Source organism: Arthrobacter gyeryongensis (genome assembly GCF_039543785.1).
In the GTDB taxonomy this organism is placed as follows: domain Bacteria; phylum Actinomycetota; class Actinomycetes; order Actinomycetales; family Micrococcaceae; genus Arthrobacter; species Arthrobacter gyeryongensis.
The window spans coordinates 77,333-99,395 of record NZ_BAABKK010000009.1 but is presented as its reverse complement, the minus strand read 5'-3'; the positions used below and the strand labels follow the sequence as shown (position 1 = coordinate 99,395).

Here is a 22,063-nt window from a genome sequence, read left to right as displayed (position 1 = left end):
GCCTTGCGGCGTGGGAAGGGGCTGATTTCCCGCTACGATCGTTGTATGGAATCCGCGGAACCAATGCATCGGGCCTTAGGCCGTACGCAGCGTGTAACCGCGGCGATGGTGGCCTCCCTGGCAGGGGTCTCGACTGCGACGGTGTCCCTGGTTGCCAACGGCAAGACCCAGGGCAGGGTGTCCGAAGACAACATTTCGCGCGTCCGCCAGGCCATCGCCGAACTCGGCTACGTGGTGGATGGGATCGGCAGTTCTTTGGCCAAGGGCGTGAGCTCGATTGTGATCCTTGTGGCGCCGGACATTTCCAACCCCTTTTTCGCCAAGGTCATCGCCGGAGTCCGGGAATCGCTCGGCTCCGAGTACCAACTGCTGCTCTCTGTGACCGATGCCGGTGAGTTCCCCCGTGCGGAGGACGTCCGAAAGCTCCTGGCCCTTCGCCCTGCGGGCCTGCTGGTGGACGCGCCCAATGCAAGCTTCCTGGAGGATCTTTCGGTTGCCGGGCCGCTGGTCCTTCTCGATGCGCCGGGCCTCGAAGCCTATGCCCCGTCCGTCAACCTCGACGTCGCACATGGCGCCCGTGAATTGGCCGCGCACCTTGCGGCCTCCGGGCACAAACGAGTTGCCTACGTGGACAGCGTGACCGGCACGGCCACCTTCGAGGTGCGCCGGGCGGCGTTCCTGGATGAAGCCAATTCCTGCGGTATTTCCGTTGCGGACGCGCACATCATCAGCACCACCATCGACGTCGGCGCTGCCGCGGCTGCCTTCGCCGCCGCGTGGCCGGACTGGCAGCGAGCCGGGGTCACCGCCGTCGTTTGCGGAACTGACACCCACGCCTACGGCGTGTTGCAGGAGGCCCGAGTGGCCGGGGTCCGGATTCCGGAGGAACTCGCAGTTGCCGGCTTCGATGACCTGCCGTATTCGGCCACGAGCAACCCGAGCCTGACCAGTGTGCATCTGCCGGCCACGCCCCTGGGACTAAAAGCCGGCGAACAACTCCGGGGGCTGATGGAAGGCCGCGAGCTGGAACAGCCGCAACTGACCCTCGAGAGCTCGTTGGTGGTGCGCGGCTCCACGGGGTAGGTACATTTCGTCGGCCTGTCCATGACGCCACGCGCCTCCGGTCCGCTCGGCAAAGCCGGCAAGGCGGCACCCGCTCCGCCTCCGGTCAGTTCCGCAACCCCACAGGTGTCCTGCGCGCCATGCCTCCTCTCCACACCAGGAAAAGTGGGTCGTGCAGTTCAAGTAGCGGCCATGCTATGTAGGGGTTCTGGGTGCCGGCTCAAAGACGGGCTCTTCGCCGGTGTGAGCCAGCGTAACCGTCCTTTTTCAGCAGATAAGCGACGCTCGCGGAGCAGCCGAAGAAATTCGAGATTTTTTCGCCTGGTGGTGGTTCTCCGGCCTAAAAATGTCAGTGGTCGCTGAGAGGGTTTTCTTATGGACGGCATTCAGGGAACCCAGCTGATCGGAGAGGGCGCGCCAGTTAGCGGCGCGGCTCCGGATGGCTGTGTGCGGGCCCTGATAGATGCTGTGGGCTCTCTTCGGCCGGGCACTGACAGTGCAGGACTGATTGACCAGTTGCGCGTCCTGGAGGATCTGAAGTCCGCGGTCGCGGGTTTGCAGGCGAGGATCGCTGTGGCGTTCGATGCGGTCCAGCGCAGCGCCGAGGCAGATCTGGGCGTCCCTGCCGATGAGCAGGGACGCGGCGTCGCAGCCCAGATTGCCTTGGCCCGGCGGGAGGCTCCGGCCCGGGGCTCCCGGCTCCACGGGCTCGCCAAAGCGCTTGTCACCGAAATGCCGCACACCCTTGCCGCCCTCGACGCCGGCCGGCTCAGCGAATGGCGGGCGACCCTCATCGTGAAGGAAACAGCCTGCCTGTCCGCTGAAGACCGCTGCGCCGTCGACGAGGAGCTCGCCGCCGACACCGGGGCCTTTGACGGCGCCGGAGACAAGGCCATTATCTCCGCCGCCCGGGCCGCGGCGTACCGGCGGGACCCGCGTACGGTGACGCAACGCGCCAGCCATGCCGCCACCGAGCGGTGCGTGAGCCTGCGCCCGGCACCGGACACCATGACATACCTGACCGCGCTCCTTCCCGTCGCGCAGGGCGTGGCCGTGCACGCGGCCCTGTCCAGGCACGCAGACACCCTCCGTAACGACGGTGGGGACGCCCGGTCCCGGGGACAGATCATGGCCGATGCCCTGGTCGAACGCACCACCGGCACCCCCGCTGGGATCGCCGGGGTTGAAGTCCAGGTCGTCATGACCGACCGGACCCTCTTCCAAGGTGACAGCGAGCCGGCGCGCCTGCCTGGGTACGGGATCGTGCCCGCCGCGTGGGCAAGGAACCTCCTGGCCGGAAACCCTGGCAGCAGCGAGGAACCGGGCCAAGCAGGACAGCGCCGAGCCGGTCCCGACCAAGCTGAGCAACGCCAGCCCGGGGACCGGGACTTTAAGGTCTGGCTGCGGCGCCTCTTCACCGCCCCCGGAACCGGGGACCTTCTCGCCGCGGACTCGAGGTCGAGGCTGTTCCCGCCCGGTTTGCGGCGCTTCATCCAGGTCCGTGACGATACCTGCCGCACCCCGTACTGCGACGCGCCAATCAGGCATTTTGACCACATCCTCCCCTGGTACCAGGGAGGCATCACCAGCCTGGATAACGGGGCCGGGCTCTGCGAAGCATGCAATTACACCAAGGAACTTGCCGGCTGGACAGCACAAACCGGAGCAACACGCCCCGGCACGCGGCACATGTTCGAGATCCGCACCCCCACCGGGCATAGCTACCGGTCAACGGCCCCGCCCCTGCCAGGAGCGCACGTGAACGGAGACCCGTCCGTCCTCGCGGCACACTATTTCGGGGACGTGTTTCACAGGCGCCACCGACCGGAACTACGCCAGCCTGCCTAGGTTCGCTCAACCACGCCCACGCAACGAACTGTGCCCGACTGGGCGGGGAAAGGGACGTATTAGACGAATCTCTCCCTAGTGGATGACGGCGAGCAGCACACCCACGGACATGAAGAGCACGCCGAAGGTGCGGTTCAGGACCTTTTGTCCGTGCTCATTGTGGGTGAACCGTTGGAAAGAACGGGCTGCCAAAGCGAAGAAGAACCACATGACGCAGATGTCGATGAAAACGATCGTGGTGCTGAGGACCAGATACTGCGGAATCAGCGGCTGCTCGGGGCGGATGAATTGCGGCATGAAGGCCAGGAAGAAAACGATCGCCTTGGGATTGAGCAAGTTGACCCAAATACCTCGCTGGAACATGGACCACCCTGGCTCGTTCCGCCGGGCCTCCACTTTTTCCTTGTCCAGGTCCGGCCGGTGCAGGAACTGCCGGATGCCCATGTAGACGAGATATGCCGCCCCGGTGTAGCGGATCACGTTGAAGATCACAGGCGAACTCGAGACCAGAACACCTACCCCGAGCGCAACGATCAGGATGTGGATGATCAGTGCCGCCTGTTGGCCCAGGACTCCCCAGATGGAGCGGCGGAATCCGGAGTTGAGCGAATTGCTCATGGTGGAGATGGCGCCCGCGCCGGGAGTGAAGCTGATCAGGGTGCCGGCGCCTACCAGGGCCAGCCAAAGCGAAATTTGCACCAATCCAGCTTATGCCCGCAGGCCAAGGCGTCCGGACAAGCGGAGCGGCGCCCGGACGAGCTGATGCGCCTACACGGACGAGGGGTTACCAGAGCGTCTCCACCAACGGGAAGCCATGGAATTCCTGATCGGCCGTGATAACCACCATGGATTCCACAATGGCTTGCGCAGCGATCAACCTGTCGAAGGGGTCCCGATGCTCCCAATCGAGGTGCCCGGCCGCAAATGCATGGACGCTCCGGATAGACAGTTCCTCGTTGCACAGCTCGGCGACATGCTGGGCATAACCCAGAAGCAGGCCGTCCAGACTCGGAAGCTTACCCAGCTTGTGCTTGTAGCCGATCTCATACGCGCTGGCGGATGATGCCACGAGACGGTTGTCGAATGACTGGATTGCACGCCTCGCCTTGGGTGAGAGCTTTCGGGGTTCCGTCAGGGCCCAGATCAGGGCGTGTGTGTCGAGGAGATAAGAGGTGCTTCCCACAGCGCAAGTTCCTCCTCATCCATAGGCTCAAGGAAATTGTCAGGAAGTTCTCCCTTGACGAATCCAAGGCGGCGCTTGCTGGGCCGCTCAATCTTCACGAGCCGTGCAACGGGCTTGCCGGCCTTGGCGATAACCACTTCTTCGCCTCGTTCAACCATGTTGAGGAGCTCAGAAAGGCGGGTCTTTGCCTCCTGAACGTTGTACTGTGCCATGTTGACCAAGTCTAGTTGGTCAACCTATCTGGCGTAAGGATCAGTGGCACAGTAGGAGTGCGGGCCGTTGGACATGTACCCGGTTTCGTCGAGCCCGAAATGGCCGATCATGTGAAGCCCGCGCTCTTCGGCAATACCCTTGAGCTTCTTGGCGTCCTGCATCTCGGCGTCGAGGCAAATCACGACGAGTCTTGGGTTGAGCTATGTGGACAATTGCCCCAGCTTGGCCGCCTTCACCAGAAGATACCGCCGCTCCTGCAGGCTCGCCGTTTTCCTTGCCGCGGCGACAAAACACTCCCGGGCGCCCGCAAAGTCACCGGACATTTCGAGCAAGTGCCCGCGAACGGCGTCGAGCCTGTGCCACCTTTTCAACTCGACATCAAGCCCATCCAGCAGCTCAAGGGCCACCTGCGGCCCTTCAACCATTGCCACGGCAACTGCCCGGTTCAGTGCCACCACCGGGCTTGGGGCCATGGCTTCGAGGACCGTGTACAACGCCAGGATCTGCGGCCAGTCGGTCTGCTCCGCGGAGGCCGCCTCGGCATGGACCGCAGCGATCGCGGCCTGCAGTTGGTAGGGTCCAGGACGCCCAACCCCCAACACGGCGGACAAGAGTTCAAGGCCCTCGGCGATCTGCGTCGCGTCCCAAAGCCGGCGATCCTGTTCGGCGAGCGGCACCAGCATTCCATCCGGGAGGGACCTCGCCCGGCGTCGTGCATCTGTAAGGAGCATCAGGGCCAACAGGGCGCCTACTTCGAGCTCGCCCGGGAGCAGTCCCCGCAGGAGCCGTGCAAGGCGGATGGCCTCGGCGGTGAGGTCTTCGCGTTGCATGGAGGGGCCGGAACTTGCCGCGTAGCCCTCGTTGAAGATCAGGTAGAGGACATGGAGTACGACGCCGAGCCGAGCCTTTCGCTCGCTCGGTTCCGGGAGCTCGAAATGGGCTCCGGCCTTCTTGATGTTCTGCTTGGCCCGGCTGATCCTCTGGCCCATGGTGGCCTCCGGGACAAAGAACGCGCTGGCGATTTCCGCCGTCGTGAGCCCTCCGACTGCCCGCAAGGTCAATGCCAGCTGCGAGGGTGCCGAGAGGGCGGGGTGGCAGCACAGGAAAAGGAGGGTGAGGGTGTCTTCTGCGAACCCTTCCGTGTCACTGGCCGAGGAAGGCTCATCGCGAGGCGGCGGTTCCAGGGCCGCCGCGCGTTGTTCGCGTGCCTGTCTGGCACTTTCGCTGCGCCAGTAGTCCACCAACCGCCGTGTGGCGACCGTGAGCAGCCACGCCCTGGGATTCTCCGGGGCACCGGACGCAGGCCATTGCAACGCCGCCTCGAGCAGGGCTTCCTGGGCGGCATCCTCGCACTCGGCAAATTGGCCGTGCCTGCGGACGAGCACGCCAAGGACCTGCGGCGCAAGCGTGCGCAGCAGGTCCTCCACCGTGGATTCCCCGGACGGCTCGGCCAAGCGCTAGACCTCCGGCGGTGCGTCCTGGACGCGGCGCAGCTCCACAACCGGTGCGTACTTCACGATGCTGGAGCAGATTTCCACTGCCCGTTCCTCGCTCGCGACGTCCACCACCCAGTAGCCGATGAGGGATTCCTTGGCTTCGGCGAAGGGCCCGTCGGTCGTGATGACCCCGCTGTCCGTCTGCTTGACCAGCTTGGCAGTACCGGGGTCGGCCAGTCCGGCGTTGAACACCATCTCGCCTGAATCGCTGAGATCCTTGTCGATCTGGATCATGAACCCGATCATTTCCCTGATCCATTCGGGATCTGCAGCCTCCATCATGCCTTCGGCGGAACCAAACATCATGATCATGTATTTCATCTCGAACTCCTTATCAGGGGCGCTCCGTGTGGGCGCTTTCATTCATGGGTCGGAACTACGGGACGATTTTCGACATGGGCTGATTGAAAATCCCAAGAAACTTTTGGCGGCCGGCTACGCCCGTGCGATGACTTCCCCGTTCGGGATCAGGAAGTAGCCATCATCGGTGGAGCCCCAACGGTGCCAACCGGCGGCGATCCTGGCCAGGTCAGCCTCGTTGGCCAGCCCGTATTCCAGGGCCTGCTCGGCAAAAGCGGAGTGCAGGACGCGCTCGCTCCACACCCGCGACTGCCAGCGGCGCTGCTGCGCGGTGGCGTACAGCCAGTTGCTGCTGGAGGGCGCGACGTCGGTGAAGCCCGCCTGCTGTGCCCAGGAAACGAGCCGCCGCCCGGCGTCGGGTTCTGCACCGTTACGTCGGGCGATCTTCTGGTAGAGCTCCATCCAGTCGTCGAGCTCGCGGACCTCCGGGTACCAGCTCATGCCGTGGAAATCGGCGTCGCGTACTGCCACGATGGCGCCGGGCTTGGCCACGCGCCGCATCTCGCGCAGCGCGGCAACGGGGTCGGTCAAGTGTTGCAGGACTTGGTGGGCGTGGACGAGGTCGAAGGTCTCGTCCTCGAAGTCCAGATCGTAGATGTTGCCCGTCACGAATTCCACGTTTTCCACGCCGCGTTCAGCTGCGAGGGAGGCAGCCTGGGCCACGATCTCGGCGGAACGGTCGAGGCCGACGACCTTCGCGGGAGCCACCAGCTCCGCGAAGTCGCAAGTGATGCTCCCAGGTCCGCATCCGACGTCGAGCACCGATGTCCCGGCGGTGAGGTGCGGGATGACAAACGCGGCAGAGTTCTCGGCTGTGCGGGAGGCATGGGCGCGTACGACGGACTCGTGGTGGCCGTGTGTGTAGACGTCTTCAGGCTTCTGCTCGTTCATAGGGAAACGCTACCCCGATGGAGTGGAAAGCGGGCGGAACTTGGCGTGGCCTTACTCCTGCGGCCGGTTCCGATATGCCGCCAGGAACGTGGCGATCCTGCGCACGGCCTCTTCGATCTCGCGAACGGATGGCAGGATGACGAAGCGGAAATGGTCCGGGGTGGGCCAGTTGAAGGCCGAGCCGTGGGAGACAAGGATTTTCTGGTCCTGCAGGAGGTCGAGGACGAATTTCTCGTCACTCTCGATCGGGTAGACTTCAGGGTCCAGCCGCGGGAACAAGTACATTGCCCCGGCTGCGGGAACGCAAGTCACGCCGGGGATCGCCGTCAGGAGCTTCAAGGCCAGGTCCCGCTGTTCGCGGAGCCGGCCACCTGGCCTGATGAGTTCCTCGATGCTCTGGTAGCCGCCGAGGCAGGTCTGGATGGCATGCTGCGCCGGAACGTTGGAGCACAAACGCAAAGAAGCCAGCAGCTCCAGCGCCTCACGGTATTCGGCGGTTGCCGCGTGCGGGCCCGTCACTGCGACCCAACCGGCACGGTAGCCGGGCATACGGTAAGCCTTGGAAAGGCCGCTGAAGGTCAGGACGCAGATGTCGTCTGCCACGGATGCCGTGTGGATGTGCTGGGCGTCCTCGTAACGGATCTTCTCGTAGATCTCGTCCGAGAAGAGGACAAGATCATGCTTGCGGGCCAGTGCAGCGAACTGTTCCAGGATGTGGCGGGGGTACACCGCGCCCGTGGGGTTGTTCGGATTGATGATGACGATGGCCTTGGTGCGCTTGGTGATTTTGGCCTCGACGTCGGACATGTCCGGCCACCAATTCTGGCCCTCGTCGCAAAGATAGTGCACCGGCGTGCCGCCAGTGAGGGTCACTGTTGCCGTCCACAGCGGATAATCCGGCGCGGGGATGAGGACTTCATCGCCGTTTTCCAGGAACGCCTGCAGCGTCATGGAAATCAGTTCACTGACGCCGTTGCCGATGAAGATATCCTCGACGCCGATATTCATCAGGTTCTTGGTCTGGTAGTACTGCGAAATCGCTGTCCGCGCGGTGAAGATGCCCTTGGAATCGCTGTACCCTTGGGCTCCGCGAAGGTGGTGGATCATGTCCACTACGACCGACTCCGGAGCTTCCAGTCCGAACGGTGCGGTGTCGCCAAGATTCATCTTGAGGATGCGGTGTCCTTCGGCCTCCATGGTCTTGGCCGCTTGGAGGATGGGCCCACGGAGTTCATAGCGGACGTTCTGTAGTTTGCTGGAGTGCTGCATCGGACGCATGGTTGATCATTTCATGTCCGGGCCCCGTTCTCCCTTATTCCCATCGGATGATGACAGGCAGGCTGCTCGTATTGGCTGAGACTTCACGTTCGGTGCCGCGGACTGCCACGACAAAGTGCTGGAGATCGTCCGCCGAGGCCAGGACCTCGAAATGGCCGGTGGGATCGCTCACGACGGCGGCTGCGGAGGAATGCGGGCGGATGTATGCCTCCGGGATTCCTTTGTTGTGGACGTCGACCAACCGGCCATGGATCAGCCGGGCAACCGCGGCGGCGGCAAGCAGGGGTTCGGCGACCGGAGTTCCGGAAGGCTCATCGAGGCTAATGCCGATGGGGACGCGGACCAGGAAGCCGAGGCCTTGGCGGATGCCGGCGTCGTATTCGTCCGGCTGGAATTCGCCGCTCGAGACGACGGAATACTGGGTGTTCTGCTCGATGGCAATCAGGAGCTTCTCCATGTTGTCCAGTTGCGTGGGACCATGGCACTCCACGGCCACTTTGAGCTCAAGGTCCAGCAGCGGCCCCTCCCGCCGGGAACGGCCCACCCTGTTCATGGCGACGGCGTGGACCGTCACAGGGGCATCGGGGGATTGGCCTGTGGGCGGTTCGGAACCGTCATCGAAGCGGACCCGCACGGGCGAGACGGCGTCGGAAAGTATCCCGAGGAGCTCGGTCAGGGATGATCGCACAACACCCACGGTGACACTCCAGTCCACAAAGTGGTCCAGCTAGCCGTTGTGCTCTACGTTACTCCCGCACTGGTCCGCGAGTCACCGGGGTTCAGGGATAACTCCATTCGATGGCTCACCACTTCAGCGGAATGGTCTCGAAAGAACCGCCGCCGTTGCTGTCTCCGGCGGCAAGGCAAAGTAGCCGATCCGGATCGACTTTGAACTGACTAGCGAGGGTCGCTATGCCAGTCAATGCGGCGTGGGGAGTGAGTTGCGGGCAATGGAGTAGCCACGACAAAAGCGGATCGACATCACGTTCCTTGGTAGGTAGCGGTACCGCCAGAAGTTCCCCACCAAGCTCCCATCGCCCTTCGAGCGGATCCGCCAAGCGGACGCCCTCGGCCACCTCGTCGGCCGTTTGGGCCAAATGGCTGGATGACATTAGCAGGTGGGTACCGCGTTCCTTTTCCACCGTGAACCTGGCGAGACCAAGGATGCGAATCTGTTGGGGATCCAGGGACAACCCCAGCTCCTCATGGGCTTCGCGTGCGAGGGCACGCCTTGGATCGGGGATCCCGCTGCTGTCTGCGTCCGGGAGAATGCCATCGCGGGGGCGGAGCTCCAGGTTGCCGTTCACGGCCGGCCCGAAGAGCCCGGCGTGAGAGCCCGCATTTTTCGACCTTCCCGCGAATAGCATCTTCCGGTCTGCCGTGACCAGAACGGTGGACAAGGTCAACAACCTTGATGCCTCCCCCTCCACGATTCGGGGTGCTGCACCGGGATCCGGATCCAGCCCCTCGAAAGTCTTCGGGTAGTGGTCGGTCAGAACCGCCGCATAGGTGGTCTCGGCCATAGCCAGATGCAATCTCTGACGGCCGTTGCTGCTGACTCTTTCGGGGCGCCAGTCGACAAGCCGCGGCAGGACGCTGTCAAAGGTGCGCGGACTGCGGAATTTTGCCCGCAGAATTTCCGCTTCCGCCGGCGTCGTCGGAAGCGGTTCGGTTTCGAGGCCGCCTGCCTCGATGGCCACGGGTCTGTTTCCCGGTCCAGGCTCGTGGAAGTCCGGCGCAATCCTGTGCCGGCGGTAGCTAACGAAGAGATCGTAGGCAAGGGTGCCCTTTTCGACCTCTGGAAGCTCCCATAAGTCAAAAGTCCGGCCAGCGGGGAGCTCGAGGCGGACATCCCTGAGTGTTTTTGGAGCTTCCGCGCCCCCTCCCGAGGCCGCAGAGCCGAGAACCGTCGACGTTTCGAGGGCGGTCTGCGATTCGTGGACGATGAGTGGGGCCGTGGCAGTACCCAGGAAAGAGCCTTTACGTAGTTTCGCGGCGTAGCTGGCATACGCCTGGGAGAGTTTAAGCAGTTCGGCGCTGGATGCGGCGAAGGTCAGCGGCATCGGGCTGCCCTTTCCGCGCGGCAGGCTTCCCGGGCGAGCCTGGCCGGGGTGGGCCGAAGCCAGCCAGTTCAGTTCGTCAGCGGGCGTCGCCGGGCCACTCGTCACAATGCCGTGAACCCTGCGCTTGCTTTCCTTCCGGCTTATCCCCAGGCCCTTCATGGCGTGGATCCGGCTGCGTTTCATCAAGCGCTCCGGACGCCCCCGCAACGCCTCAACGACAGCCCAGATCGCAATGAGTCCAGGGATGAAGGAGAACCAGTCCGCCAGGGTCAGGTCCACAAGCTTGTCCAATCACGGCCCCCTGCTCAGTCGATACGTCGCTCGTGCGCTTACCCGAGAACCATCCTATGTTCCGGGTAGAGGGCGCATTGGCTCGGCAAGGGCGGCGTCCTTGCGGGCTGTCATGGTGGCCTCGATGACGCCTTGCATGAAAGTCATGACGATGTGGAGTTCTTCAGGCGAAAGCGCGTCGATTACCGGGGCGATGGCGCCCGCCAGAGGAGAAAATAATTCGCTGCCGGTGGCGCGCGCGGAATCGGTCATCTCCAGATGAACCTGGCGGCGGTCCTTCTCACTGCGGCGGCGCTCCAAGTGGCCTGCCCGGTCGAGCCGGTCAACAAGTGCGGTTGTTGCCGGCGAACTCAGGTTGAGCGCTGCTCGGAGCGCCCCGGGAGTCATGGTCTTGCCCTCCCGCGCGGCAGCCACCATGGCAGCCAACGCGTTCAGGTCCGTTCGATGGAGGTGGTGGCGGTTGCTGATGGCCTCCACGTAGCGCTCAGTTTCCAGCGTGAACTGCTGGAGGAGCCCGAGGAGCGCCGCTTCGGACGGAACTTGCTGATTAGCATCCATGAGGCCTCCTTCAGCCTCAAATTATCCCACCGGGATGTCATTGACCAATTATCTCCATGATAGATATATTTCGTCATGGAACTAGTTAGGAAAGGTGTGGGCATGATGGACAAGCGGACTGGAACCGGCCGACGCAGCAGTTCGCGGTGGTGGTTGGCGGGGGCGGTGCTATCGCTGGTGGCGTGGATGGTAGTCGGTGGAATCGGCGGCCCAACCTTTGGAAAGCTCAGCGAGGTGTCCAGCAACGACCAATCATCCTTCCTTCCAGCGAGCGCCGAATCCACCGAAGCCCGTGAATGGCAAAGCAGGTTCACTTCCAGCGGCAGTGTTCCCGCGGTGGTGTTGATCGAGTCTCCTGAGAAGCTTTCACCCGTTCAACTGGCCGGATTGGCATCACTCGGCACCCAACTGTCTGCCGCCGACGGGGTCAGCCACTCGACGTCGACGGTTGGGCCGATTCCGTCCGCGGATGGCAAGGCGGCGCAGTTCATCGTCCCGGTGGAGGAAGGAAACGGTGTCAAAGGGAGCATCCAATCGCTTCGTGCAAAGGCGACGGATTTTGCGGCCGGGGCGGCACTTCCCGCTGGAGCAACCACCTACGTTACGGGACCGGCGGGCTTCCTCGCCGATCTGGTCAGCGCTTTTGGGGGCATCGACGGGATACTGCTTTTCGCGGCACTCGGTGCCGTCTTGGTCATCCTGCTAGCCGTCTACCGATCCGTGGTGCTGCCCTTTGTGGTGCTCCTTACTGCCGTTTTCGCGCTTTGCGGTTCCATTCTGGTGGTCTTTGCCTTGGCGAAGGCGGGCGCAATCCAATTGACGGGACAAAGCCAAGGGATCCTGTCCATCCTGGTGGTCGGCTCAGCCACTGATTACGCCCTCCTCTTTGTGGCCCGATACCGTGAGGCTTTGGGTCCCATGACGAACAAATGGTCGGCTGTGGGACGAGCATACAAGGGCAGCTTTGAAGCGATCGTGGCATCGGGGACAACTGTCGCCTTGGCGCTGCTTTGCCTGCTCTTCTCGGAACTGAATTCAAACCGCGGACTGGGCCCCATCGGCGCAATCGGAATCGGCTTTTCAATGTTGGCCAGCCTGACACTGCTTCCCGCTGCGCTTGGCTTGCTCGGCAGGTCCGCATTTTGGCCGCGTACCCCGAGGAAAGTCCCGGCCGCTAGTGTCGCCGTCGCGGCCCCGGCCAACTCCGGCATTCCCCGGGGCTGGAGGCTTCCGGCAAGCATCATAGCCAGGCGGCCCAGAGCCGTATGGCTGGGCGCAGCTGCCGTTCTGGTGGTCTGTGCCGCGGGCCTGTTGCAACTCCAGGCCAGCGGTGTTCCACAGTCGGCCCTCATCCTAAGCAAATCCGAGGCAGTAGGCGGCCAAGTGGCATTGGGCCGGCACTATCCCGCTGGTGCGGGAAGCCCGGTGGTGGTTGTGGCCGACGAAAAGGCGGCGGCCGCGGTACTTGCCGGGGTCAAAGCCCAGGAAGGCATCTCGGATGCATCCATAGTTGCCGCGCAACCGGATTCCGGCGTCCGCCCGCTGGCGGAAGCCGCGATAGACACTGCGCCCTTGGTGCGGGACGGCCGGGTGCTGATCAACGCCACGCTGTCCTCCGAAGCCGATTCGGCGAGGGCCGAGCAGACCATCGCCACGCTCCGGCTGAAGCTTCATGACAAGGCCCCCGGGACCCTGGTGGGAGGAACCACCGCCACAGCTCTGGACACCAATGCCAGCGCACAGTCTGATTTGTGGCGCATCATCCCGATCGTCTTGGCGGTCATCCTGTTGGTGCTCATGGCATTGCTGCGGTCTGTTTTGGCGCCACTGTTGCTGATCGGCACCGTAGTGCTGTCCTATGCGGCGGCGTTGGGCGTCTCAGCGTGGGTGTTCAACCATGTGTTCGGATTCCCCGGAGCGGATGCCTCGGTTCCGCTTTTCGGTTTTGTATTCCTCGTGGCCCTCGGCGTCGACTACAACATCTTCCTCATGACCCGTGTCCGGGAAGAGTCGAAGCTCGACGGAACCCGGGCCGGTATCTTGAAGGGGCTCGGTGCCACGGGCGGGGTGATTACCTCGGCGGGAGTCGTTCTTGCCGCGACCTTTGCCGCACTGGGGGTCATTCCGATCCTCTTCCTTGCGCAGATCTCTTTCATTGTGGCGTTCGGAGTGCTGCTCGACACCACGATCGTGCGCTCGCTGTTGGTGCCTGCCTTGGCTTACGACATTGGTCGGCGCATCTGGTGGCCGGGACGCCTGGCACGCGGTCCGGCGTCGAAGGAGAATCAGCGGGAAGCCACGGCTTCCTGATCCCGCCACCAGGCCACGGTCGCCGCCATCGCGTCTGATAGCGGCGTCGGTTCCAGCCCGAGCTTGGCCTGGCTCGCTGTGGAGTCCATGACGAATGGACGCTCGAACTGGTACAACATTTCGGCCAGCTCCCGCATGTCGGTTGAAAGCAGGCCGAGGGTCCGGAGCAGCCAGCCTGGAACCACACTCAGCTTCGGTTCGGGAACGCCTGCCGAGCGTGCGAAGTTTCCGGCGATTTCCCGCATCGTCATTGCCGGTCCCGTGGGAGCGTGCAGCACCGAGTTCCAGACTCCGGGCTTCTGGGCCGCGGCGATCATGGCTGCAGCGAGATCCGGGACGTACGTGAAAGAGTGCGGCTGATCGGCGCTTCCCAGAACCTGGACTGTCTTGCCCTTGAGGACGAGGGGGACCATGCGCTCGCCGGCGTGCGCCATCCGGGCCCGCGAGCCGAAGAAATCGCCGGCCACCACGCTGACGGTATTCGCCGGGTGGGCTTGCCGGTCCTTCAGCAGTGCGGAGCGGATCCCGCGCTTGCCGCCGGTCGCTTCGCGGGGGCTGCTCTCGGTGATGGTCTTGTCCGGCTCGCTGTAGGAGTAAAGGCTCTCAGGGAAGACGACGACGGCGCCTGTCGCCGCAGCGGCGTCCATCACCACGCGCTCTGCTCCGGGAAGTTCGGCCGCCCAGGCTTTGGCCCGGTAGGCAGAACCGTGGATGCAATGAAAGACGGCCGTGGCGCCGTCGAGGGCTTGCGCCAAGTGGGCCGGGTCCGAAACATCGACGCGGAGCCTTTCGACCAGAGGGTGGTCCGGTCCGCTGCCTGAGCGGGTCAGGACGCGCACGTTTTCTCCGCGGCCCGCGAGTTGCTCGGCGATGGTCCATCCGACGGGGCCTGCTCCTGTGACGACGTACATGGTGTTGCTCACTCTCTGGTTGGGGATCCATTTCTCGGGTGAAGCTCTATTAGAGAGCAGTGCTCTCTGAATTCAGGATGGACCCATTCGAATTGCCCGTCAAGAGCACTGCTCACATTTGTTGTCAGTGCTCTCCTTTGTGGCATGCTGGATGCATGGACCTCCCTTCCGCCGCAGCGGCCAAGCACTCGACGCCCCGCGAGCGGGCCCGGGCCCAGACCGTGGCGGACATCATCCGGCTGGGTCGCCGGCACCTTGCCTTGCACGGCGCAGCGGGATTGTCCCTGAGGGCGGTCGCACGCGATCTCGGCGTGGTGTCCTCTGCCGTGTACCGCTATGTGGAGAGCCGCGACGAACTCCTGACCCTCCTGCTGATTGACGCTTACGGTGAGTTGGGCGACGAAGTGGACACCGCCGTCGACGCCCTCCCGGAGGACGACTACCGCGGCAGGTTCCTGGCGCTCGGGCGGGCCGTTCGCCAGTGGGCACTGCGCGAGCCGGCACGGTATGCCCTCCTGTTCGGCAGTCCGGTTCCCGGATACCAAGCGCCCGCAGAGCGCACCACGGAACCCGGAACGCGGGTGATCTACCGGATGGTGGGGATCTTCGACGCCGCCTACCGCGCAGGCGCCTTGGCCGCCGAAGTGGCGCCCGCCGTCGTCGTTCCTCCAGCCCTTGCCGCGGACCTCGCGGCTATCCGGGCCGAACTGGGCGTGGCCGTTCCAGAACCTGCGTTGGCGAGGGGCGTGCTGGTGTGGACGTCGGTCTTTGGGGCGGTCAGCTTCGAGGTGTTCGGCCAATACGGCGCCGACACCTTTGCCGCGCGCGACGAGCTGTTTGAGCACCAGCTCGAGGTGCTGCGGGGGGTCGTGGGGCTGTAGTCGCGAAGGTACAGTAACTGCATGGCCCGTGGACTTGCTGACATCGGCGCGGAGGGCGTCTTGCTCGCCGGGGCAGGCCGCGCCATCCTGATGCAGATTGCCAATCCCGCGGTCGGTCACGGCGTCGCCAAGCACAGCAATTTCGCCGAACGGCCGCTGGACCGGCTGCGTGCCACCATGACGTACGTCTACGCCGTGGTCTATGGCACGGAAGAGCAACTGGCCGCCGTGCGCCGGGCCGTGAATCGTGCCCACGCTCCGGTTCGCCGGGCCGCGGACGATTCCACCGCGGGGTACAACGCCTTCGACGCGCAATCCCAGCTCTGGGTGGTTGCGACCCTCTACGACACCGCCGTCACCGTTTACGAAAAGGTCCATGGAGCCCTCGACGACGACACGGCCGATCGTATCTACCGCGAGTATGCGCGGATCGGGACAGCGTTGCAGCTGCCCGCCGAGCTCTGGCCTGCCGACCGCCCGGCCTTCGCGCGCTATTGGGACGAATCCTTACGGAACCTCGAGCCGGATGCAGCCGCTTTGAGGGTGGCACACGAACTCCTGCACCCCGTGAGCGGGCCGTTCTTGATGCGCTTGAGCATGCCGTTGGTCCGGCTGGTGACTGCGGGCTTGCTGCCGGAGCATCTTCGCGCGGGATTCGGGCTTCCGTGGAAGGCCCGCCATCAACGCAGCTTCGATGGCACCATCCGGCTCTTGGCGGCGGCTTATCCAAGGCTGCCGGAAAAAATCAGGCATTGGCCGAAAAGCTACTATCTTGGCCGGCTCGGACCGGGCGAGCCGGGCCCTGGCAAGTAGGCGCCCATGCGTGAGCTCACCGCGGTGGAGGAACTTATCGACGGGAGCGCGAGCCGATTCCTGGGAAGTGCCCCGGCCCAAGGGCTGCGATCAAGGCTCACCGAGTTCACAGTCTTCGGCCTCAAGCAGGCGTGGGCGTGCATCTTCGGCGCCTCGCTCCTTGCCGTCATTTTCGCTGCTCACCTCTGGTATCCGGCCAACGCCGGCCTCGCGCGGAACGATTTCCTGACGATCGCCGCCGTCGTGATCCAAATCCTCATGGTGGCCACGAGGCTGGAAACCTTGCGCGAGCTCAGGGTGATCGTGCTCTTCCACTTGGTGGGAACGGTCATGGAGTTGTTCAAGACCGACGTCGGCTCGTGGTCGTATGAAGCCGAGGGTGTTCTCCGCGTCGGCGCCGTTCCGCTCTTCAGTGGCTTCATGTACGCGGCGGTCGGCTCGTACATGGTGCGCGTTTACCGGGTTTTCGACCTGCGCTTCGCCAGGTATCCACGGCGTTGGATCACTGCGGTCCTGGCTGTGGCCATCTATGTGAACTTCTTTTCCCACCACTACATCGTTGACGCCCGCTGGGTCCTGCTGGCCGCCGTCGTCGTGATCTATGGCCGGTGCGTCATGTACTTCCGGGTGTTTCGGCGTCGACTCCGGATGCCGCTCGTCGTGGCATTCCTGCTGGTGGCGCTCTTCCTTTGGATTGCAGAGAATATCGCCACTTGGTCTCACGCCTGGCTGTATCCGAGCCAACTGGATGGCTGGCACTTGGTGTCCCCGGACAAGCTCGTCTCGTGGTTCCTCCTGATGATCATCTCCGTGGTGCTGGTGGCATGGGTGTACAAGCCGATGCCGCCTGACACGACGGGCGTTCTCCCACGGCGAAATCGCGCGTAAATCTCCGAGTTTCCGGGGTTCTTTGGCCGCGAATCCGCAGAGTTGAGCGCACTTGACTCAACTTTGGATTGACATCGAACGAGGCCTGAGTACAGTTGAGTGAAGAACGCTCAACCCGGTTTCATTGAAAGGAAGCAACATATGTCACGCGCTGTAGGTATCGACCTCGGAACCACTAACTCCGTCGTCTCTGTTCTCGAAGGTGGCGAGCCCACCGTCATTGCCAACGCCGAGGGTGGCCGCACCACGCCGTCGGTCGTTGCATTCTCCAAGTCCGGCGAAGTCCTGGTTGGCGAAATCGCCAAGCGCCAGGCCGTCAACAACATCGACCGCACCATCGCTTCCGTGAAGCGCCACATGGGCACCGACTGGTCCGTCGCCATCGACGACAAGAAGTACACGCCGCAGGAAATCTCCGCGCGTATCCTCATGAAGCTGAAGAACGACGCCGAGAGCTACCTTGGCGAAAAGGTCACCGACGCTGTCATCACCGTCCCGGCCTACTTCAACGACGCCGAGCGCCAGGCCACCAAGGAAGCCGGCGAAATCGCCGGCATGAACGTCCTCCGCATTGTCAACGAACCCACCGCCGCTGCACTTGCCTACGGCCTGGACAAGGGCAAGGAAGACGAACTCATCCTGGTCTTCGACCTCGGCGGCGGAACGTTCGACGTCTCCCTGCTGGAAGTCGGCAAGGACGAAGACGGCTTCTCCACCATCCAGGTCCGCGCCACCGCCGGTGACAACCGCCTCGGCGGCGACGACTGGGACCAGCGCGTTGTTGACTACCTGCTGAACCAGCTCAAGATCAAGGGCATCGACCTTTCCAAGGACAAGATCGCCCTGCAGCGTCTGCGCGAGGCTTCGGAGCAGGCCAAGAAGGAACTCTCTTCCTCCACCAGCACCAACGTCTCCCTCCAGTACCTCTCCGTCACCCCCGACGGCCCGGTCCACCTGGACGAGCAGCTGACCCGCGCCAAGTTCCAGGACCTCACCAAGGACCTGCTCGAGCGCACCAAGAAGCCGTTCCACGACGTCATCGCCGAGACCGGCATCAAGCTCTCCGAAATCGACCACATCGTTCTCGTGGGCGGTTCCACCCGTATGCCCGCCGTTTACGACCTCGTGAAGGAACTTGCCGGCGGCAAGGAGCCCAACAAGGGCGTCAACCCTGACGAAGTTGTCGCCGTTGGCGCAGCCCTCCAGGCCGGTGTGCTGAAGGGCGAGCGCAAGGACGTCCTCCTGATCGACGTCACCCCGCTGTCCCTCGGTATCGAAACCAAGGGCGGCGTCATGACGCACCTGATCGAGCGCAACACGGCCATCCCCACCAAGCGTTCCGAGACCTTCACCACCGCTGACGACAACCAGCCGTCCGTGGCCATCCAGGTCTTCCAGGGCGAGCGTGAATTCACCCGCGACAACAAGCCGCTGGGCACGTTCGAACTGACCGGCATCGCTCCGGCACCGCGCGGCGTCCCCCAGGTCGAGGTCACCTTCGACATCGACGCCAACGGCATCGTCCACGTCTCCGCCAAGGACAAGGGCACCGGCAAGGAGCAGTCGATGACCATCACCGGCGGCACCGCGCTGTCCAAGGAAGACATCGACCGCATGGTCCGTGAAGCCGAGGAGCACGCAGCCGAGGACAAGGCCCGCCGCGAGGCTACCGACACCCGCAACACTGCCGAGCAGCTCGCCTACTCCGTGGACAAGCTCATCGCCGAAAACGACGAGAAGCTGCCGGAAGAGGTCAAGACCGAGGTCAAGGCCGACGTCGACGCCCTCAAGAAGGCCCTCGAAGGCACCGACGACGCGGCAGTGAAGACCGCTTTCGAGAAGCTGCAGCACTCGCAGTCGAAGCTCGGCGAAGCGATCTACTCGCACGCCGGTTCCCCGGATGGCGCAAGCAGCGCCGCCGGTGCTGAGGGCGCTCACGCCGGTGCCAAGGCAGACGAGGACATCGTCGACGCCGAGATCATCGACGAAGACGAAAAGAAGTAAGCATGCCTCACCACGGCAACGACGCAGAGCACTCACCTTCCAACAACGAGGGCAACGAGCAGCACAAGCCGGTCATTCGGGACAACCGCAAGGTTGACCCGGAGACCGGGGCCGCCCGCCACGCCCAAGGATCGGCAGCTGATTCCAACGCCGCTGCCGCCGAGGGCGATGCCCTGTCCCAGGCTGAGGAAATCCTCAACGGCATGGAGGTTCCGGCTGAAGAGTCGGTAGCCCCCGGTGCCGCTGCAGAAGCAGAGGCCGCGGAACTCCGCAACGATCTCTTGCGCCTGCAGGCCGAGTACGTCAACTACCGCAAGCGCGTCGAACGCGACCGCGCCGTCGCAGGGGAAATGGCCGTCATCGGCGTCCTGAACTCCCTGCTGCCGGTGCTGGACGACGTCGACGCCGCCCGCCAGCACGGCGACCTCGTGGACGGCCCGTTCGCCGCGATCGCCGCCAAGCTGGAGAACGCGCTGAAGACGTACGGCTTGGAGCGCATCGCGGAAACCGGAGTCGACTTCGACCCCACGATCCACGAAGCCCTCATCCAGCAGCCGGGCGAGGACATCGAAGTAGACACCGTCAGCCAAGTGCTGCGCTCCGGCTACCGCTCCGGCGGCCGCGTGCTCCGTGCGGCCCAAGTGATCGTGGCTGTGCCGGCCTGAGGTTCTCACCGCCGCTAGGTGTGCTCACCTTGGCGCTTCGCCGGATATGGGGCGGTGCCCGTCCCCGGCTGCTCCCGATGCTCGCAAGCTCGCGTCGGGGCCCTCGCAGCCGTGGGCCCCTCGCGGGCAGGCACACCGCCGCCCCATATCCGGCTTCGCGCCCGCTGTAAGCTCGCCTGAGGTGAGTTGACAGCAGGCGCGAAGGGGCGGGGGCCCATGCTTCGCGTAGCGCACGCAATCGAACACAGAAACGAAAGAGAGAAGCCGAGTGGCCAGCCAGGACTGGGTTGAGAAGGATTTTTACGCCATCCTTGGTGTCGCCAAGGACGCCTCTGACGCTGACATCAAGAAGGCGTACCGCAAGCTTGCGCGGAAGTACCATCCGGATACCAATTCCGGGGATGCTACTGCGGAGAAGAAGTTCAAGGACATCTCGGAGGCCTATTCGGTGCTCTCGGATGCCGAGGAGCGCCAGCAGTACGATGCCATTCGCGCCATGGGCGGGGCACGCTTCGCTCCGGGCGCAGCTCGCGGCGGGCCGGCTAATGGCGGCTTCGAGGACCTGTTCGGCGGACTTTTCGGCGGAGGCGCACGCCAGCCTGCAGGGGCCGGCGGGATCCCGCCCGAGTTCGCTGACCTGTTCGGCGGCGGCTTCGGCGGTGGACAGACCGGTTTCCAGCGCGCTCCCCAAAAAGGCAGTGACCGCACGGCGTCGACCTCTATTTCCTTCGCCGGCTCCATTCATGGCACCACGGTGAGCCTGCGCGAAAGCAACGGCAACGTCATCGACGTGAAGATTCCCGCGGGCATCAGGGACGGCCAGAAGGTCCGCCAGCGCGGCAAGGGCAACCCAGGCGCAGCCGGCAACGGTGACCTCATCATCACGGTGAACGTCAAGCCGCACGACTTCTTCAACCGCGATGGCGACAATATCCGCATCCACGTGCCAGTCACGTTCGCGGAGGCCGCCTTGGGTTCGAACATCCACGTGCCAACGCTCGACGGCGACACTGTCACAGTCCGCGTCCCGGCCGGCACGCCTTCCGGCCGCACGCTCCGGGTCAAGGGCCGCGGCGTCAAGACGTCGAAGGGCGCCGGAGACCTGCTGGTGACGATCGACGTCTCCGTCCCGCAGAACCTCAATAAACAGGCCGAGGAGGCCGTCAAGGCATTCGCCGCGGCGACTGCCGACGCCGATCCTCGCCATGACCTGGCCGCCAAGGCCCGCTTGTAGCGGCAGAACATATGGGAGGGGACGTAGGCATGGGCATCGACATCAACCAGCCGATCTTCGTCATCTCCGTCGCGGCCGAACTGGCTGACATGCATCCGCAGACCCTGCGCCAGTACGACCGCCTCGGCATCGTGTCGCCGAGCCGTGCCCCAGGCAAGTCCCGGCGTTACTCCCAGCGCGATATCGACCGCTTGCGCGAGGTCCAACGGCTCTCCCACGAGGGCGTGTCCCTTGAGGGCATCAAGCGCATCCTTGAGCTCGAAAACCAGGTGGCCGCGCTTCAGTTCCGCGTGGCCGAGTTGAGCGAGGAACTGCAGCGCCGGCGAAGCCCGATAGAGGCCCGAATTTTCGCGGCGGGAACAGCCGGCGACGTCGTCAGCCTGGCCCGCGGGCAGCGCCCCCGGGCGCGGTCTCAGGCAGTTGTCGTCTGGCGGCCGCGACCGGGGGAGTAATCCTCTAGGCCTGCGAGAGGGACGCCAGCAGAACCGGCGCTTCCTGCCCGGCCCACGTACCCCTCAGGGAGGCCGAATCTTCCGAACCCTGTGTACCCAGATCGAGGACACGGTTCACCACCAGTGTGAGCTCACCGGCGTCGATGCTGGTGACGCCGTCTTCGGTGATCGGGGCTGCCGGGCTCAGCGCCGGGACTTCGGCACCGGGCCTTCCGCCGCCCTTGACCTCGACGGAACTCGCGCGTGGCTCCAGCACGCCGTCCACGTCCACGAACTGTTCGGCTTCCTGCTGTCCCGTGAGGATTGCGGTGGCCAGGGCGACGACGTAGACGGGATCTGCGCAGGCGTCGTACACCCACCTCGTGCCCAAAACGGAGTGTTCCATGGTGCCGAGAAGCGAGTCCTTTGCCCCGGGCAATTCCGAACCACGGTAGCTCAGGGGAACCTGGTAGACCTTGCCGCCGTAGGAGACCAAGTGGGTCTCGAGGCCGACTTGGCCGGCCGGATCATCGAAGCGGTATGCCCCAAGCAGTTCGGGCGGTGCGGCGCCATCCTTGGTGAACCACGGCTGGACGGGCAAGTACTTTTCGATGAGTTCAAGTTTGCTGGGACTCAGGGTTGCTTGATGGATGATAGCCATGCGGTCCAGCCTAAGCCACCTC

23 protein-coding genes are annotated in these 22,063 nt (G+C 64.1%); 10 read left to right on the top strand and 13 right to left on the bottom strand.

Annotated elements, in window-relative coordinates:
* Positions 1-105 precede the first annotated feature (105 nt).
* A complete protein-coding gene (locus ABEA18_RS06365) occupies positions 106-1,083 on the top strand; it encodes a LacI family DNA-binding transcriptional regulator (protein ID WP_345448528.1) in 978 nt (325 codons plus the stop codon).
* 354 nt (positions 1,084-1,437) lie between these two features.
* On the top strand, positions 1,438-2,910 hold the full coding sequence (locus ABEA18_RS06360; RefSeq protein WP_345448452.1) for an HNH endonuclease: 1,473 nt from the start codon (positions 1,438-1,440) through the stop codon (positions 2,908-2,910).
* A gap of 75 nt (positions 2,911-2,985) precedes the next feature.
* Here the strand turns inward: ABEA18_RS06360 and ABEA18_RS06355 are convergent, their stop codons facing one another.
* The 11 genes from ABEA18_RS06355 to ABEA18_RS06305 form a co-directional block, all read right to left on the bottom strand.
* A complete protein-coding gene (locus ABEA18_RS06355) occupies positions 2,986-3,609 on the bottom strand; it encodes a LysE family transporter (RefSeq protein WP_345448451.1) in 624 nt (207 codons plus the stop codon).
* An 85-nt stretch (positions 3,610-3,694) separates the two neighbouring features.
* Positions 3,695-4,093 carry a type II toxin-antitoxin system VapC family toxin gene (locus tag ABEA18_RS06350; protein WP_345448450.1) on the bottom strand — a complete coding sequence of 133 codons (399 nt, stop codon included), beginning with the start codon at positions 4,091-4,093 and terminating at the stop codon, positions 3,695-3,697.
* Positions 4,054-4,305: a type II toxin-antitoxin system Phd/YefM family antitoxin gene (locus ABEA18_RS06345; RefSeq protein WP_345448449.1), complete on the bottom strand. Its 252-nt coding sequence runs from the start codon at positions 4,303-4,305 to the stop codon at positions 4,054-4,056. The genes ABEA18_RS06350 and ABEA18_RS06345 overlap by 40 nt, the downstream gene beginning before the upstream one ends.
* A 24-nt stretch (positions 4,306-4,329) precedes the next feature.
* Positions 4,330-4,488 carry a hypothetical protein gene (locus tag ABEA18_RS06340; protein WP_345448448.1) on the bottom strand — a complete coding sequence of 53 codons (159 nt, stop codon included), beginning with the start codon at positions 4,486-4,488 and terminating at the stop codon, positions 4,330-4,332.
* 18 nt (positions 4,489-4,506) lie between these two features.
* On the bottom strand, positions 4,507-5,760 hold the full coding sequence (locus tag ABEA18_RS06335) for an RNA polymerase sigma factor (RefSeq protein ID WP_345448447.1): 1,254 nt from the start codon (positions 5,758-5,760) through the stop codon (positions 4,507-4,509).
* Between the two features lie 3 nt (positions 5,761-5,763).
* Complete coding sequence (locus ABEA18_RS06330) at positions 5,764-6,123, bottom strand: YciI family protein (RefSeq protein WP_345448446.1); 360 nt, start codon at positions 6,121-6,123, stop codon at positions 5,764-5,766.
* 114 nt (positions 6,124-6,237) lie between these two features.
* The gene (locus ABEA18_RS06325; protein WP_345448445.1) at positions 6,238-7,053 is read right to left on the bottom strand and encodes a methyltransferase domain-containing protein; all 816 of its coding nucleotides are present in this window, start codon (positions 7,051-7,053) and stop codon (positions 6,238-6,240) included.
* Between the two features lie 51 nt (positions 7,054-7,104).
* Positions 7,105-8,331, bottom strand: coding sequence for a pyridoxal phosphate-dependent aminotransferase (locus tag ABEA18_RS06320; protein ID WP_345448443.1), 1,227 nt, complete (start codon positions 8,329-8,331; stop codon positions 7,105-7,107).
* A 34-nt stretch (positions 8,332-8,365) separates the two neighbouring features.
* Positions 8,366-9,028 carry a hypothetical protein gene (locus tag ABEA18_RS06315; RefSeq protein WP_345448442.1) on the bottom strand — a complete coding sequence of 221 codons (663 nt, stop codon included), beginning with the start codon at positions 9,026-9,028 and terminating at the stop codon, positions 8,366-8,368.
* Positions 9,029-9,134: 106 nt separating this feature from the next.
* On the bottom strand, positions 9,135-10,685 hold the full coding sequence (locus ABEA18_RS06310; protein WP_345448441.1) for an NUDIX hydrolase: 1,551 nt from the start codon (positions 10,683-10,685) through the stop codon (positions 9,135-9,137).
* A 54-nt stretch (positions 10,686-10,739) separates the two neighbouring features.
* The gene (locus tag ABEA18_RS06305) at positions 10,740-11,243 is read right to left on the bottom strand and encodes a MarR family winged helix-turn-helix transcriptional regulator (RefSeq protein WP_345448440.1); all 504 of its coding nucleotides are present in this window, start codon (positions 11,241-11,243) and stop codon (positions 10,740-10,742) included.
* Positions 11,244-11,345: 102 nt separating this feature from the next.
* Here ABEA18_RS06305 and ABEA18_RS06300 point away from each other — a divergent pair, with 102 nt between their 5' ends.
* A complete protein-coding gene (locus tag ABEA18_RS06300) occupies positions 11,346-13,553 on the top strand; it encodes an MMPL family transporter (protein WP_425550486.1) in 2,208 nt (735 codons plus the stop codon).
* On the opposite strand, the gene ABEA18_RS06295 is transcribed toward ABEA18_RS06300, so the two are convergent.
* Entirely contained in the window at positions 13,529-14,464 is a 936-nt protein-coding gene (locus ABEA18_RS06295; RefSeq protein ID WP_345448526.1) for an NAD-dependent epimerase/dehydratase family protein, read from the bottom strand. The two genes, ABEA18_RS06300 and ABEA18_RS06295, sit on opposite strands and share 25 nt — an antisense overlap.
* Positions 14,465-14,619: 155 nt before the next feature.
* Here ABEA18_RS06295 and ABEA18_RS06290 point away from each other — a divergent pair, with 155 nt between their 5' ends.
* The 7 genes from ABEA18_RS06290 to ABEA18_RS06260 all read left to right on the top strand — a co-directional run bounded on the left by ABEA18_RS06290 (position 14,620) and on the right by ABEA18_RS06260 (position 21,401).
* Complete coding sequence (locus ABEA18_RS06290; protein ID WP_306963096.1) at positions 14,620-15,345, top strand: TetR/AcrR family transcriptional regulator; 726 nt, start codon at positions 14,620-14,622, stop codon at positions 15,343-15,345.
* A gap of 21 nt (positions 15,346-15,366) precedes the next feature.
* The gene (locus tag ABEA18_RS06285; RefSeq protein ID WP_345448439.1) at positions 15,367-16,158 is read left to right on the top strand and encodes an oxygenase MpaB family protein; all 792 of its coding nucleotides are present in this window, start codon (positions 15,367-15,369) and stop codon (positions 16,156-16,158) included.
* A 6-nt stretch (positions 16,159-16,164) separates the two neighbouring features.
* Entirely contained in the window at positions 16,165-17,046 is an 882-nt protein-coding gene (locus tag ABEA18_RS06280) for a DUF817 domain-containing protein (protein WP_345448438.1), read from the top strand.
* A 141-nt stretch (positions 17,047-17,187) separates the two neighbouring features.
* Positions 17,188-19,050 (top strand): molecular chaperone DnaK, encoded by a 1,863-nt coding sequence (gene dnaK, locus ABEA18_RS06275; RefSeq protein ID WP_345448437.1) that lies wholly within the window; start codon positions 17,188-17,190, stop codon positions 19,048-19,050.
* Positions 19,051-19,052: 2 nt separating this feature from the next.
* Entirely contained in the window at positions 19,053-19,715 is a 663-nt protein-coding gene (locus ABEA18_RS06270) for a nucleotide exchange factor GrpE (protein WP_345448436.1), read from the top strand.
* 268 nt (positions 19,716-19,983) lie between these two features.
* The gene (locus ABEA18_RS06265) at positions 19,984-20,949 is read left to right on the top strand and encodes a DnaJ C-terminal domain-containing protein (protein ID WP_345448435.1); all 966 of its coding nucleotides are present in this window, start codon (positions 19,984-19,986) and stop codon (positions 20,947-20,949) included.
* Positions 20,950-20,978: 29 nt separating this feature from the next.
* Positions 20,979-21,401: a heat shock protein transcriptional repressor HspR gene (locus ABEA18_RS06260; protein ID WP_345448434.1), complete on the top strand. Its 423-nt coding sequence runs from the start codon at positions 20,979-20,981 to the stop codon at positions 21,399-21,401.
* A gap of 4 nt (positions 21,402-21,405) precedes the next feature.
* On the opposite strand, the gene ABEA18_RS06255 is transcribed toward ABEA18_RS06260, so the two are convergent.
* Positions 21,406-22,041: a CG0192-related protein gene (locus ABEA18_RS06255; RefSeq protein ID WP_345448433.1), complete on the bottom strand. Its 636-nt coding sequence runs from the start codon at positions 22,039-22,041 to the stop codon at positions 21,406-21,408.
* Positions 22,042-22,063: the final 22 nt, after the last annotated feature.

Excerpts from the sequence above, each read along its gene's own strand:
- ABEA18_RS06365 (WP_345448528.1), top strand. The coding sequence starts at position 106 with ATGGTGGCCTCCCTGGCAGGGGTCTCGACTGCGACGGTGTCCCTGGTT.
- ABEA18_RS06360 (WP_345448452.1), top strand. The coding sequence starts at position 1,438 with ATGGACGGCATTCAGGGAACCCAGCTGATCGGAGAGGGCGCGCCAGTT.
- ABEA18_RS06345 (WP_345448449.1), bottom strand. The coding sequence starts at position 4,305 with ATGGCACAGTACAACGTTCAGGAGGCAAAGACCCGCCTTTCTGAGCTC.
- ABEA18_RS06330 (WP_345448446.1), bottom strand. The coding sequence starts at position 6,123 with ATGAAATACATGATCATGATGTTTGGTTCCGCCGAAGGCATGATGGAG.
- ABEA18_RS06325 (WP_345448445.1), bottom strand. The coding sequence starts at position 7,053 with ATGAACGAGCAGAAGCCTGAAGACGTCTACACACACGGCCACCACGAG.
- ABEA18_RS06320 (WP_345448443.1), bottom strand. The coding sequence starts at position 8,331 with ATGCGTCCGATGCAGCACTCCAGCAAACTACAGAACGTCCGCTATGAA.
- ABEA18_RS06305 (WP_345448440.1), bottom strand. The coding sequence starts at position 11,243 with ATGGATGCTAATCAGCAAGTTCCGTCCGAAGCGGCGCTCCTCGGGCTC.
- ABEA18_RS06300 (WP_425550486.1), top strand. The coding sequence starts at position 11,346 with ATGATGGACAAGCGGACTGGAACCGGCCGACGCAGCAGTTCGCGGTGG.
- ABEA18_RS06295 (WP_345448526.1), bottom strand. The coding sequence starts at position 14,464 with ATGTACGTCGTCACAGGAGCAGGCCCCGTCGGATGGACCATCGCCGAG.
- ABEA18_RS06290 (WP_306963096.1), top strand. The coding sequence starts at position 14,620 with ATGGACCTCCCTTCCGCCGCAGCGGCCAAGCACTCGACGCCCCGCGAG.
- ABEA18_RS06285 (WP_345448439.1), top strand. The coding sequence starts at position 15,367 with ATGGCCCGTGGACTTGCTGACATCGGCGCGGAGGGCGTCTTGCTCGCC.
- ABEA18_RS06280 (WP_345448438.1), top strand. The coding sequence starts at position 16,165 with ATGCGTGAGCTCACCGCGGTGGAGGAACTTATCGACGGGAGCGCGAGC.
- dnaK (WP_345448437.1), top strand. The coding sequence starts at position 17,188 with ATGTCACGCGCTGTAGGTATCGACCTCGGAACCACTAACTCCGTCGTC.
- ABEA18_RS06270 (WP_345448436.1), top strand. The coding sequence starts at position 19,053 with ATGCCTCACCACGGCAACGACGCAGAGCACTCACCTTCCAACAACGAG.
- ABEA18_RS06260 (WP_345448434.1), top strand. The coding sequence starts at position 20,979 with ATGGGCATCGACATCAACCAGCCGATCTTCGTCATCTCCGTCGCGGCC.
- ABEA18_RS06255 (WP_345448433.1), bottom strand. The coding sequence starts at position 22,041 with ATGGCTATCATCCATCAAGCAACCCTGAGTCCCAGCAAACTTGAACTC.